This window comes from Streptomyces sp. BBFR102, from assembly GCF_051397025.1.
Taxonomy (GTDB): Bacteria; Actinomycetota; Actinomycetes; order Streptomycetales; family Streptomycetaceae; genus Streptomyces.
In genome coordinates this window covers 2,392,388-2,404,361 of record NZ_CP195757.1, presented here as the reverse complement: position 1 = coordinate 2,404,361, position 11,974 = coordinate 2,392,388, and the positions used below count along the sequence as shown (strand labels likewise).

The 11,974-nt window shown below is 71.9% G+C and carries 11 protein-coding genes; 7 read left to right on the top strand and 4 right to left on the bottom strand.

Going from position 1 to position 11,974, the window contains the following annotated elements:
- Positions 1-6: 6 nt before the first annotated feature.
- The 5 genes from ACSLIC_RS10890 (at position 7) to ACSLIC_RS10870 (ending at position 2,892) form a co-directional block, all read left to right on the top strand.
- Complete coding sequence (locus ACSLIC_RS10890) at positions 7-612, top strand: hypothetical protein (RefSeq protein ID WP_436740341.1); 606 nt, start codon at positions 7-9, stop codon at positions 610-612.
- 91 nt (positions 613-703) lie between these two features.
- Positions 704-886, top strand: a complete 183-nt coding sequence (locus tag ACSLIC_RS10885) for a hypothetical protein (RefSeq protein ID WP_436737472.1) — start codon at positions 704-706, stop codon at positions 884-886.
- Between the two features lie 288 nt (positions 887-1,174).
- Complete coding sequence (locus tag ACSLIC_RS10880) at positions 1,175-1,678, top strand: BlaI/MecI/CopY family transcriptional regulator (RefSeq protein WP_436740340.1); 504 nt, start codon at positions 1,175-1,177, stop codon at positions 1,676-1,678.
- 10 nt (positions 1,679-1,688) lie between these two features.
- On the top strand, positions 1,689-2,303 hold the full coding sequence (locus tag ACSLIC_RS10875) for an amino-acid N-acetyltransferase (protein WP_436737471.1): 615 nt from the start codon (positions 1,689-1,691) through the stop codon (positions 2,301-2,303).
- A 247-nt stretch (positions 2,304-2,550) separates the two neighbouring features.
- Positions 2,551-2,892, top strand: a complete 342-nt coding sequence (locus ACSLIC_RS10870) for a histone-like nucleoid-structuring protein Lsr2 (RefSeq protein WP_436737470.1) — start codon at positions 2,551-2,553, stop codon at positions 2,890-2,892.
- On the opposite strand, the gene ACSLIC_RS10865 is transcribed toward ACSLIC_RS10870, so the two are convergent.
- Positions 2,823-3,440 (bottom strand): SCO3374 family protein, encoded by a 618-nt coding sequence (locus ACSLIC_RS10865; RefSeq protein WP_436737469.1) that lies wholly within the window; start codon positions 3,438-3,440, stop codon positions 2,823-2,825. The two genes, ACSLIC_RS10870 and ACSLIC_RS10865, sit on opposite strands and share 70 nt — an antisense overlap.
- Before the next feature lie 407 nt (positions 3,441-3,847).
- Here ACSLIC_RS10865 and ACSLIC_RS10860 point away from each other — a divergent pair, with 407 nt between their 5' ends.
- Positions 3,848-6,370, top strand: coding sequence for an ATP-dependent Clp protease ATP-binding subunit (locus tag ACSLIC_RS10860; protein ID WP_436737468.1), 2,523 nt, complete (start codon positions 3,848-3,850; stop codon positions 6,368-6,370).
- 658 nt (positions 6,371-7,028) lie between these two features.
- Here the strand turns inward: ACSLIC_RS10860 and ACSLIC_RS10855 are convergent.
- The gene (locus tag ACSLIC_RS10855; RefSeq protein ID WP_436737467.1) at positions 7,029-7,454 is read right to left on the bottom strand and encodes a hydrolase; all 426 of its coding nucleotides are present in this window, start codon (positions 7,452-7,454) and stop codon (positions 7,029-7,031) included.
- Positions 7,455-8,925: 1,471 nt separating this feature from the next.
- On the opposite strand from ACSLIC_RS10855, the gene ACSLIC_RS10850 reads away from it, so the two are divergent.
- On the top strand, positions 8,926-9,627 hold the full coding sequence (locus ACSLIC_RS10850) for a M23 family metallopeptidase (protein ID WP_436737466.1): 702 nt from the start codon (positions 8,926-8,928) through the stop codon (positions 9,625-9,627).
- 60 nt (positions 9,628-9,687) lie between these two features.
- Here the strand turns inward: ACSLIC_RS10850 and cseC are convergent, their stop codons facing one another.
- Entirely contained in the window at positions 9,688-11,196 is a 1,509-nt protein-coding gene (gene cseC / locus ACSLIC_RS10845; protein WP_436737465.1) for a two-component system sensor histidine kinase CseC, read from the bottom strand.
- 1 nt (position 11,197) lies between these two features.
- Entirely contained in the window at positions 11,198-11,917 is a 720-nt protein-coding gene (gene cseB / locus ACSLIC_RS10840) for a two-component system response regulator CseB (protein WP_436737464.1), read from the bottom strand.
- Positions 11,918-11,974 lie beyond the last annotated feature (57 nt).

Genomic DNA, 11,974 nt, shown 5'->3' with positions numbered 1-11,974 from the left:
GGCGGCATGGCGTTCAGCGCAGACGAGCTGCGTGTGCTCCGACGCGCCCTCGCCATCGCCCTCCATCCCAGCACCGCCGACGACGAAGACGTCTCCACCTGTCTGCGTCTGGCCCACTCGGTCGACGAGGCGGTCCACGAGAGTGCCCGGCTCCGTGACTTCCTCCTCGCCGACCTCACTCGATACCGGGCGGCCCTGCCGGGCACGGTCGCGGGATACCTCCCCCTGCTGGAGGAAGCCCTCGGCGCCGGATACCAGCCGGTCCCCGACGACCTCGCCGCCCTCAGAGCGCTGCGCGGCAACGCCGTCGCGGCCGACCTGCTCGCCCGCTGCCGGGTCCTCGTCGAGCGCGCGGTCCGGGCCAAACTGGCCGGCCGCCCAGCCCCGACCGAGGCCGCACGCGCCACGGTGCCCGCCTCCCGCACCCGCCTGCACGCCCTGCCCGGTGGCGGCGACGCGGCCGACGGGCGCCCGGCCGGCCCCGGCCCCGACCGCCGACCCGGCACACCCGCCCCGGAGCGGGAGCGCCCGGTGCCGACCCCGGCCGAGGTCTTCCCGCCCAAGCGCAAACCGTCCCCGCCGGAACCCCCGAGGAAGCTCGCCGCCGGCTGACCCGCCTCCGCTTCCCGCCGCCGCCCCGCCCCCGCGCCGACACGGCCGGGGGCGGGCGCGGGGCCGGGGAGCCGGTGGCTACCCTGGTCCCATGGACTACGTCTCCGCGCTTCTGCCTCCCACGGTGATGGCCGTCTTCTTCGGCGCGCTCATCACGGTCATCGTGAAGACCCAGGGTGGCGCCAACAAGGCCAAGGAGGACGCGGCCGTCGACGCCACCCTCGCCCGCGCCGAGGGTGCCCACCAGGCCGCCGTACCGGCCAAGGACGCCTGACCGGCCCCGCCTCACCCGGCTGAACGACCGCGCCCCCACGCCGTACGTCCGTCGTACGACGCGTGAGGGCGGCCGGACGTGTCCGCTCGCGCACCCCGCCCGCCGTGCCACCGCCCGGCGAAGCGGGGTTTCCGCATTCCCGGGGGCTTGCGTGGGCCAGGAGGCGGCCGACGAGGAAGCGGGGCGGTCCCATTTCGTGTGCCGCGCCATGTCCGCCGGGGAATGCGCCTGTTCCCGCACTAAGGTGCACCTGTGCCTCGGCCCTTGGGAGAACTCGAAGACGCCGTCATGACACGGGTGTGGAAGTGGAACCGCCCGGTGACCGTTCGGGAAGTGCTGGAAGATCTCCAGCAGGAACGGTCGATCGCTTACACCACGGTGATGACGGTAATGGACAATCTCTATCAGAAGGGCTGGGTGCGCAGAGAAGCGGAGGGCCGGGCCTATCGATATGCGGCGGTCTCGACCCGGGCCGCGTACGCCGCGGCACTGATGAACGAGGCGTGGCAGCGCAGCGACAACCAGGCCGCCGCACTCGTCGCCTTCTTCGGCATGATGTCGCCCGAACAACGCGAAGCCCTCGGTGATGCGATGCGCGTCATCCAACTCCCCGCGGAAGGGCCCCGGGAAGGCACGGAAGGTGCCCGGGAAGCCGAAGAAGCCAAAGAAGCCGAAGTCGCGCAGGACTCAAGGCGACCGGCGCAAGCCGACGACGGGCCGGATGGTCCCGGGACGGTCGCGAAACTCCCGGAATCGGAGGGCGGTGACCCCGAGGCCGGTGCCGGGCGATAGCGTCGTCGGTATGTCCTCAGGGTCGGCGGATGACTCCGCAGAAGCAGCAGCAGAACACGCGACTACGCCGGACGGGCCCGCACCGGGCCGCGCTGCGAGCGGCAAAGGCGCACCCCCGGCGAAAGCCGTCAGCGTCCGCCGGGCCCGTACCAGCGACATCCCCGCGGTCCGCTCTCTGCTCGACTCCTACGCACGCAAGGGCATCCTGCTCGACAAGGCGACGGTGACCCTTTACGAGGACATCCAGGAGTTCTGGGTCGCGGAACGCGACGACAACGCCGAGATCGTCGGCTGCGGCGCCCTGCACGTGATGTGGGAAGACCTCGCCGAAGTCCGTACTCTCGCGGTGAATCCTGAGGCCAGGGGCGCGGGCGTAGGCCATCAGGTGCTCGGCAAGCTCCTTCGGACGGCACGCTGGCTGGGAGTGCGGCGGGTATTCTGCCTCACCTTCGAGGTCGACTTCTTCGCCCGCCACGGCTTCGTCGAGATCGGTGAGACGCCGGTCGATCACGACGTCTACAGCGAGCTGCTGCGTTCCTATGACGAGGGTGTCGCGGAGTTCCTCGGGCTCGAACGGGTGAAACCGAACACCCTCGGCAACAGCCGGATGCTTCTGCATCTCTGAGCCCCGGCCCTGTGCGGTGATCGCCCGCCATTTCCGGAACACGGCCCAACCGTGGTGAGCTATGTCCGAAACGCGCACGTTTCCGGACCTCTTCCCGGGCTCTTGCGCGCATCGGTTCCCTCCGGGGGTTTGTGTTTTCCGGTGAAAAGCGGTTTGCTTTCCGGCGTACTGCATATATCAGGGGATGGCGAAACGGCGGGCGTCCGCTGCGGCCTCGGCCCTGAAGTTATCGATGAAAGGAAATCCCGTGGCACAGAAGGTTCAGGTCCTTCTTGTCGATGACCTCGACGGTGGTGAGGCGGACGAGACGGTGACGTTCGCGCTCGACGGCAAGTCCTACGAGATCGACCTCAAGGCCGAGCACGCCGAAGAGCTGCGCTCGCTCCTGGAGCGGTACGTGAAGGGCGGCCGGCGCACCGGCGGCCGCAGCACCGGGGGCCGTGGCCGCGCGACCCGCGCCACCTCCGGCGGTTCCGGCCCGGAGACCGCGGTCATCCGCGCCTGGGCCAAGGAGAACGGTTACGACATCAACGACCGTGGCCGCGTCCCGGCCAACATCCGCGCCGAGTACGAGAAGGCCAACGGCTGATCTCCGCTCCGCCCCAGCCTGAGCCGGTGGCACGCCGTCGCCGCCGCGCTCACCAGCCGCACGAGGTCGGGGGCGCCGCCGTCGCCCAGACGTGCCAGACCGGGCAGGACGGGCGCGCGTCCCGGCTCCCCGGCCATCGGCGGCCGCAGCCACCGTGCGGCCGTTTCGGTCCCCCGCAGTCCCGGTGGCGGGGGAGCCGCCAGGTGGCCGCCCTCTCCGACGCCGCGCAGTTCCGGTACGAGGGGGCCCCACTCCAGCCAGTCGAGCAGGCCGGGCAACTCGTCCGCCGAGCCGGGTGCGACCAGCAGGTGCACCGCCTCCCCGTCGAGCGCCACCGGCGTCGTGGGGCGCAGCCGGTCCAGCACCTCCCGCCCCGCCGCCGCGGGCAGCGAGAGCGCGTCGAAGGCGGGCCCGGTCGACAGCAGCGGCGGTACCCCGTCCGTCACCGGCCAGCCGGGCACTCGCGCGTACCAGCGGCGCCACGCGTCGTACGGCGGAGGGCTGTCCGGGCCCGGAGCTGTCATGTGGGGGAGAACGGCGGGAACCATCCGCAGGTTACGGAGCGTTGTGCGTCGTGTGCGAAGCGTTCACGCGGTGAGGGGTCGGCGCGGCATTCGGCGGCGCAAGGCTGTTCGCCCGTAGCTGAGGGATGGGGGGTGATCGGCATGGAGTGCCGGTCGGCGCGGGTAAGAGATGCCTAGTGGGGAGGGGCGTAAGCCTCGTCCGGCCGTCCCGCGTTCGCCATCGGCGTAGTGGCAGTGCGGGTAACAGCTTGGCCTGCGGGAACATCGTCTCGCACCATCGGGTTGGAGCAGTTGTCGGCGTTCGGGGTCAGGAGGCCATCGACGGGTGTCGGCAGTTGGAATGAGCGGTCCCCGCTTGCGGGACTAAGCTGCGGAAGGACAGGGAGGGGACCGACCCCTTACTGCCTGACCGCTCTGAGGAGCGATTAACGATGTTCGAGAGGTTCACCGACCGCGCGCGGCGGGTTGTCGTCCTGGCTCAGGAAGAAGCCCGGATGCTCAACCACAACTACATCGGCACCGAGCACATTCTCCTGGGACTGATCCACGAGGGTGAGGGTGTCGCCGCTAAGGCCCTGGAGAGCCTCGGGATTTCGCTCGAGGCGGTCCGCCAGCAGGTGGAGGAGATCATCGGTCAGGGCCAGCAGGCCCCGTCCGGCCACATTCCCTTCACCCCTCGCGCCAAGAAGGTCCTGGAGCTTTCGCTCCGCGAGGCCCTCCAGCTCGGCCACAACTACATCGGCACGGAGCACATCCTGCTCGGCCTGATCCGCGAGGGCGAGGGCGTCGCCGCCCAGGTCCTCGTGAAGCTGGGCGCCGATCTGAACCGGGTGCGGCAGCAGGTCATCCAGCTGCTCTCCGGTTACTCGGGGGGCAAGGAGGCCGCCACGGCAGGCGGTCCGGCCGAGGGCACGCCCTCGACCTCCCTGGTCCTCGACCAGTTCGGCCGCAACCTCACCCAGGCCGCCCGCGAATCCAAGCTCGACCCGGTCATCGGGCGCGAGAAGGAGATCGAGCGGGTCATGCAGGTGCTTTCGCGCCGCACCAAGAACAACCCGGTCCTCATCGGCGAGCCCGGCGTCGGCAAGACCGCCGTGGTCGAGGGGCTGGCGCAGGCCATCGTCAAGGGCGAGGTGCCCGAGACCCTCAAGGACAAGCACCTCTACACCCTGGACCTCGGCGCGCTGGTCGCCGGCTCCCGGTACCGCGGTGACTTCGAGGAGCGCCTGAAGAAGGTCCTCAAGGAGATCCGCACCCGCGGCGACATCGTCCTGTTCATCGACGAGCTGCACACGCTCGTCGGCGCGGGCGCCGCCGAAGGCGCGATCGACGCGGCCTCGATCCTCAAGCCGATGCTCGCCCGTGGTGAGCTGCAGACGATCGGTGCGACCACCCTCGACGAGTACCGCAAGCACCTGGAGAAGGACGCCGCGCTCGAACGCCGCTTCCAGCCGATCCAGGTCGCCGAGCCCTCGCTGCCGCACACCATCGAGATCCTGAAGGGTCTGCGCGACCGGTACGAGGCCCACCACCGGGTCTCCATCACCGACTCCGCGCTGGTCGCCGCCGCGACCCTGGCCGACCGGTACATCTCGGACCGCTTCCTGCCGGACAAGGCGATCGACCTGATCGACGAGGCCGGTTCCCGGATGCGTATCCGCCGGATGACCGCGCCGCCGGACCTCCGCGAGTTCGACGAGAAGATCGCAGGTGTCCGCCGGGACAAGGAGTCCGCGATCGACTCGCAGGACTTCGAGAAGGCCGCCTCCCTCCGCGACAAGGAGAAGCAGCTCCTGGCCGCCAAGGCCAAGCGGGAGAAGGAGTGGAAGGCCGGCGACATGGACGTCGTCGCCGAGGTCGACGAGGACCTGATCGCCGAGGTCCTGGCCACGGCCACGGGCATCCCGGTCTTCAAGCTGACCGAGGAGGAGTCCTCGCGTCTGCTGCGCATGGAGGACGAGCTCCACAAGCGCGTCATCGGCCAGAAGGACGCCGTCAAGGCGCTCTCCCGGGCGATCCGGCGTACGCGGGCCGGTCTCAAGGACCCGAAGCGCCCCGGTGGCTCGTTCATCTTCGCGGGCCCGTCCGGTGTCGGTAAGACCGAACTGTCCAAGGCGCTCGCCGAGTTCCTCTTCGGTGACGAGGAGGCGCTGATCTCCCTCGACATGTCGGAGTTCAGCGAGAAGCACACGGTCTCCCGTCTCTTCGGTTCGCCTCCCGGTTACGTGGGGTACGAGGAGGGCGGCCAGCTGACCGAGAAGGTGCGCCGCAAGCCGTTCTCCGTCGTCCTCTTCGACGAGGTGGAGAAGGCCCACCCGGACATCTTCAACTCGCTGCTCCAGATCCTGGAGGACGGTCGGCTGACCGACTCCCAGGGCCGGGTCGTCGACTTCAAGAACACGGTCATCATCATGACGACCAACCTCGGCACCCGGGACATCTCCAAGGGCTTCAACCTCGGCTTCGCCGCCCAGGGCGACACCAAGAGCAACTACGAGCGGATGAAGGCGAAGGTCAGCGACGAGCTGAAGCAGCACTTCCGCCCCGAGTTCCTCAACCGTGTCGACGACGTCATCGTCTTCCCGCAGCTCAGCCAGGACGACATCCTCCAGATCGTCGACCTCATGATCGGCCGCGTGGACGAGCGTCTGAAGGACCGGGACATGGGCCTGGAGCTCAGCCAGGAGGCGAAGGAGCTGCTCGCCAAGAAGGGTTACGACCCGGTTCTGGGCGCGCGTCCGCTGCGTCGCACCATCCAGCGGGAGATCGAGGACACCCTGTCCGAGAAGATCCTCTTCGGCGACCTCCGCCCCGGCCACATCGTGGTCGTCGGCACGGAGGGCGAGGGCGACGCGAAGACCTTCACCTTCCGGGGTGAGGAGAAGTCCGCCCTGCCGGACGCCCCTCCGGTCGAGTCGGCCGCCGGCGGTGGCCCGAACCTGAGCAAGGAGTAGGCCGGGCGCGCCCTGCCGGGGCGCGCGAGGCTGGGCCGCCTCCCTCGGGCCCGTTCTTCGGAACGGGCCCGAGGGAGGCGGCTTTCTTCGTTTCCGAGCGGCTGACAAGGGGGTTCCGGGCCGGACCGGACCGGACCGGGACGGGCCGGACTGTGCGGGGTGCGGCAGGGTGGGCCCCGGCTGGGCCGGTCCGGGCCACGCACACGCCGGACGCCGCAGCGAACGCCCGAGTTCACCGGACCTGTGGCCGTCTGCGAGTGCCCGGGCGATCTGGCCGCCCACGGAGCGCGCCGGATGTGGTCCCGGCCGGGAAGTCCTCCTCGTCCGTGTGAGCAGCGCACACCTGCGACGACGCGGGGTGCGCCTGGTGACCCCGGTCTGCCGGCCAGGCCGGCGCGGCGCACGGGACGGCGGCCAGGGCAGGCCGCCGCTGGTTCAGCCTCCTCCTACTTCGAGGTCGGCGAACGGCGGCCCGGTCGGGGCAGCGGTGCCAGGTACTTCTCACGCCACCCGGAGGTTGGGCGAGGCCCGAAGGCCGACCGGTCGCGGTGCTGCCTGCTCCGCGGGCTTCTGGTGTTCCTGGTCGGCCCGGCCTGCTCCGCGACGCCGTGCGCCCGACCGGCCCGGCCGGACCGCGACGGAGGGCACCCCAGCCGGGTCAAGCAGGTGGCAGCACCCGCTTGACCCCCACCAGATGCCGGTAGCGCGGCCTCGCCGCGAAGTCGGCCGGCTGCCAGACGGCCGGGTGGCCCACTTCGCGGCACAGGTGCAGCACGGAGTCCTCGGCCATCCAGATGCCGACGTGGGCGCCGTACGCGGTGCCGTCGGGGTTGTAGAGGAGCAGGTCGAGCGGGCCGGGGTGGGGGACTTGGCGGGTGGCGGTGCGGTCGGTCCACAGTTCGGCCGAGCGCAGGGGCGGGAGGGGTCGGCCGAAGCGGCGCAGGACCTCGTAGGCGTAGAGCTGGCAGTTGGCGCCGAGGGCCAGGCCGGGGCGGGCGGTGGCGGCGGGGGAGCCGGGGTAGCGGGAGCCCGCGTACGGGACGGTCCACAGGTCGGCCGGGAGGCTGGCGAGAAGTGCGGCCATGGGGCCATCCTGCCGGGCCGGGGAGGGCGTGCGGAGCGGGTTCCGGCCAGCGGGGCCGTCGAGCGGGTGAGGGCGGGGCGTAGCCCGATGTCGCGACGGCACCGGCGTGAGGAGCGTACGGCGGCTGTGCTCCGGGTCGCGCTGTGGGGGGCTTGCCGGAGCGGGGCGGCGGCCCGGTCACGGCTCTTGCCGGTGGCGGGCCCGAGTGGGTCGGTGGTCGTGCCACGGCGTTTGTTGTCGGTGGCCGCCCGGGCGGCCGGCCTTGCCACGGCCCTCGCTGTCGGTGACCCGGCGGAGGGGGGCGGCGGTCAGGACGCCTCGTCGTGGGTCGAGCCGGTGTCGCGGAGGGGGCGGCGGCGGAGTAGAGGCCTGCGCCCAGGTGGTCAGGAGGCGCTCTCGTCGCGGCCCCTCGCCGTGTCCGCTGTCGAGACGCAGGGCCGTCCAGAGCTGGGTGAGGGAGGTGTGCCAGGTGGCCTCGTGCGGGACGTGGTGGCTGACGCCGTCGAGCCCGTAGGGGTCGGTGGAGAGGTCGGCGGGGGCTCACTTCGGCGGTGTACCAGGGGCAGCGAGGCCGTCGGTTCTCTGGGCGGTGCAGAACGTGGATGGTGCCCGTCGCCGGGCCCTGCTCCCGCACCCGGGCGGCCCCGCCCCGGGGATCCCATGGGGCACACGGTCCGCAGGCCGACTGCGGGGCTGGGTGCCGGTCTCGCCGTGGGCTCCTGGGAGGGCGTGGCCGTTGTGGAGCCCAAGGGGGTTCGGGGTGGCTTGGAGGCGCCTTGGGCCGGTTGTCCCTGGAGGGTGGGCGGCGCTCCCGGGGCCCGTTGAAGACGCTCCGGGCCGGGTCCTCCCTGGGCCGGTCCGGGCTCCCGCTTCGATGCCCCGCTTCCCGGTGCGCGGAAGCCGTTTCGGAGGCCCTCGCGGGAAGCCGTTCGGGCCTTCGCGTACCCCCTGGCCGGGGTCCGCCGGGCGTTCGTGGACCTCGCACGGCCCTCCCGGAGTGGCCTGGGCCACTTTCAGGTGGCTCATCGGGGCGTCCGGAAGGGCGAGTTGGCCGCTCCGGCGGAGTGGCCCAGGCCACTTTCAGGGGGGCCTCTCAGGCCCTGCCGGGTGACAAGCGGCACAGGGGGTTCCGGGCCTACTACATCCCATAGGAGCACTCTGGTCCGATTTGGAGGTTTAAGAGGCGTTTTGTCGGGCCGACCTGGAGGCTCGTCGTGTGAACGGCTTCACTTCGACGGGCCGGCCCCCCTCTTTCGGTCCCGATCTGGGGCCCCGCCGCGCCCAGGGGGGTGATTCGGAGGGTTCTGGCGTGCTGCGGCCGTGCTGTCAAGGGCGTGGGTTACCCCCCTCCGAAATACGAGATCCGGTAGTAGATGGGCCCTTTGTCAGGAGATGGGGCGGCGGGTTACCAAGGTGATGCACCGGCGAAACGTCGGGCTCCCTCGTTCCCCCTCACGGAGGTCCACCCCGTATGTCGAAGCGCGCCATGAACCTCAACCTCGCCTCGCCCCAGCTCCGTACTCGGGTCGCCGTCCTGGCCGCCGGTCTCGGCGCCTCGGCGATGCTCGGGGTCGGGGTCGCGTCCGCCGCGACCGGTGCGGACACCGCCACTGGTGCTGCGGCCGGTGCGGTCGCCGCCCAGGCGGACGCGCAGTCGAAGGCCGCTCAGTCCGTCCAGACGGCCGAGCAGTCGAAGAAGGAAGCCCCCAAGGCCAAGTCCGCCGAGAAGAAGGCGGAGAGCAAGCCCGCGAAGAAGAAGTCCTCGTGGAGCGTCCCGGTGAACGACGCGAGCATCTCGGCCACCTACGGCACCGGCGGTGACCGCTGGGCCAACAAGCACTCCGGTCAGGACTACGCGGTGTCGGTCGGCACCGACGTCCACGCCGCCCACGGCGGCACGGTCGTCAAGACCGGCGGCAACGGCGCCGGTGACGGCCCGGCCTACGGCAACGCCGTCGTGGTCAAGCACGCCGACAAGACGTACACCCAGTACGCCCACCTGTCGCAGATCAACGTGACCCCCGGCCAGACGGTCGAGCAGGGCGAGAAGATCGCCCTCTCCGGCAACACCGGTAACTCCAGCGGTCCCCACCTGCACTTCGAGGTCCGGACCGGCCCCAACTACGGCTCCGCCATCGACCCCGCCGCGTTCCTGAGCAGCAAGGGTCTGTGATCCGGCCGTAGACCACCGCGCCCCGGCGCGGACGGCACCCCCGAGCGGCGGTGCGGGCTCTCAGCCCGCGCCGCCGCTCGTCGTGCCACGCCACCACGGCCGCGAGCCCCGGCGGGCCCCGGCGGCCCGGTCGTCGTCCGGGAGCCGTATCACCGGGAAGCTCCCCGTGCTGGTCGGGGCGTGGTCCGGCAGCCAGAGCACGGCGACCGCGCCCTCCGGCGGGGCGCCGGGCTCCGCCCCGGGGGTCCGGACGTTGCGGAAGGTGAGCCGCGCCCCCAGCACCCGGGCCTGCCCGGCCGCGATGGTCAGCCCCAGCCCGTGCCCCCGGCCCGCCCGGTCGGCACTGCCGGTGCGGAACCGGCTCGGCCCGTCGGCCAGCAGCGCCTCAGGGAACCCAGGCCCGTGGTCCCGTACCCGGATCACCCGGCCCTCGACGGTGACCTGGACCGGGGGCCTGCCGTGTTTGGCGGCGTTGGCCAGCAGGTTGCCGAGGACCCGCTCCAGGCGGCGCGGGTCGGTCGCCACGTCGGCGTCGTAGAGGACCCGCACCTCCACGTCGGGCCCGAGGGTGCGGACGCGGCGGGTGACGAACTCGCCCAGCGCGATGTCCTGGAGTTCGGCGCGCTCGGCGGCGGTGTCCAGGCGGGAGACCTCCAGCACGTCCTCGACCAGGGTGCGCATGGCCTGCGCCCGGTCCCGTACCAGCTCGGTGGGGCGGCCCGGCGGCAGCAGCTCGGCGGCGGTCAGCAGACCGGTGACCGGGGTGCGCAGCTCGTGGGCGATGTCCGCGGTGACCCGGCGCTCCGCCTCCAGCCGCCGTTTCAGCGCGTCCGCCATCGCGTCCACGGCCCGCGCCAGGTCGTCGGTCTCGTCCCGGACCACGCCGCCTATCGCCGAGCGCACCCGGACGTCGGTACGCCCCTCGGCCACCTGGTTCGCGGCGGCCGCCGCCTTGCGCAGCCGGTGGGAGAGCTGCCCGCCGATGAGGACGCCCAGCGCGCAGCCGCCCAGGATGACCGCACCCGAGCCGATGAGCAGCACCCGGTCGAGGTCGCGCATGATCGTGGAGCTGCGGTCGTTGAAGCGGGTGTGCACGGAGAGGATGCGGCCGTCACCGAGCGGCACGGCCCCCCAGATGTCGGGGACGCCCTCGTGGAACTCCTGGATGAAGGTGGCGCGGCGGCCCGCCTGCCCCCGCTCCCGCAGCTCGGCGGGGATGTCCGGGTCGTCGATCTTGGCGCCGAACTGGAGCCGGCCCGTGCCCGCGTAGATCCGCTGGGCGAACTGGACCCGCTCGTCCTGGAGGTCCCGGGCGTTGTCGAGCATCGAGATCCGGGCGGCGTTGTGCACGACGAGGCTGAGAGCGAGCGCGACGAGCGCCCCGACCAGGGTGATGGCCGCGCTCAGCTTCCACCGCAGCCCGGTGTGCAGCTGCCCGCGCAGCCGGTCGCGCCACCGCCGCCACCGGCTCTCCCGGTGGGCCCCGGCGGCTGGGGACGCGCCGCCGGGACCGGTACCGGCCGCCGCTTCGGACCCGGCGGGGGCGCGGCGGCGGAAGGGCCCGAACACGTCAGGCCCTCAGTTTGTAGCCGAAGCCGCGGACGGTCTCTATCCGCTCCTGGCCGATCTTGGCGCGCAGCCGCTGGACATGCACGTCGACCACCCGGGTGTCGCCGCCCCAGCCGTAGTCCCAGACGCGTTCCAGCAGCTTGTCGCGGGAGAGGACGGTGCCCGGCGCGGCCGAGAACTCCAGTAGCAGCCGCATCTCGGTCGGTGTCAGCGCGACCGGGGTGCCGGCGCGCCGCACCACCATGCCCTCGGTGTCCAGGTCCAGGTCGCCGAAGCGGAGCAGCCCGTCAGCCTCGACGGCTCCACCGGAGGGCTCCTCCGCGGCCCTGGCGCCCTGGGCCCCCGCCGCGTGGCCGAAGCGGCGCAGCACGGCGCGGATGCGGGCGACCAGGACCGAGCCGTCGAAGGGCTTGGTGACGTAGTCGTCCGCGCCCGCCTCCAGGCCGAGGACCACGTCGATGGAGTCGGCCCGCGCCGAGAGCATGATCACCGGCACGGTCGACTCGTCCCGGATGCGGCGGCACAGGCTGACCCCGTCCATCCCGGGCACCATCACGTCGAGCAGGGCGATGTCGGGCCGGTCGGCGCGGAACGCCTCCAGCCCCGAGAGCCCGTCGGGCATGGCGGTCACCCGGAAGCCGACCCGCTCCAGGGCGAGCTGGGTCGCCTCCCGGATCACGTCGTCGTCCTCCACGAACAGGACATGGGTGTGGTCGGCCATCGGTGGGGCCTCTGTCTCCCGGTTCGCACATCTCGAAGGTGGTCGCGGAACGATGGT

What these genes read in the sequence shown, in the direction of transcription:
- ACSLIC_RS10855 (WP_436737467.1), bottom strand. Translation starts at nt 7,454, where the DNA reads ATGGCCGCACTTCTCGCCAGCCTCCCGGCCGACCTGTGGACCGTCCCG.
- ACSLIC_RS10885 (WP_436737472.1), top strand. Translation starts at nt 704, where the DNA reads ATGGACTACGTCTCCGCGCTTCTGCCTCCCACGGTGATGGCCGTCTTC.
- ACSLIC_RS10875 (WP_436737471.1), top strand. Translation starts at nt 1,689, where the DNA reads ATGTCCTCAGGGTCGGCGGATGACTCCGCAGAAGCAGCAGCAGAACAC.
- ACSLIC_RS10850 (WP_436737466.1), top strand. Translation starts at nt 8,926, where the DNA reads ATGTCGAAGCGCGCCATGAACCTCAACCTCGCCTCGCCCCAGCTCCGT.
- ACSLIC_RS10880 (WP_436740340.1), top strand. Translation starts at nt 1,175, where the DNA reads ATGACACGGGTGTGGAAGTGGAACCGCCCGGTGACCGTTCGGGAAGTG.
- ACSLIC_RS10865 (WP_436737469.1), bottom strand. Translation starts at nt 3,440, where the DNA reads ATGGTTCCCGCCGTTCTCCCCCACATGACAGCTCCGGGCCCGGACAGC.
- cseB (WP_436737464.1), bottom strand. Translation starts at nt 11,917, where the DNA reads ATGGCCGACCACACCCATGTCCTGTTCGTGGAGGACGACGACGTGATC.
- ACSLIC_RS10890 (WP_436740341.1), top strand. Translation starts at nt 7, where the DNA reads ATGGCGTTCAGCGCAGACGAGCTGCGTGTGCTCCGACGCGCCCTCGCC.
- ACSLIC_RS10860 (WP_436737468.1), top strand. Translation starts at nt 3,848, where the DNA reads ATGTTCGAGAGGTTCACCGACCGCGCGCGGCGGGTTGTCGTCCTGGCT.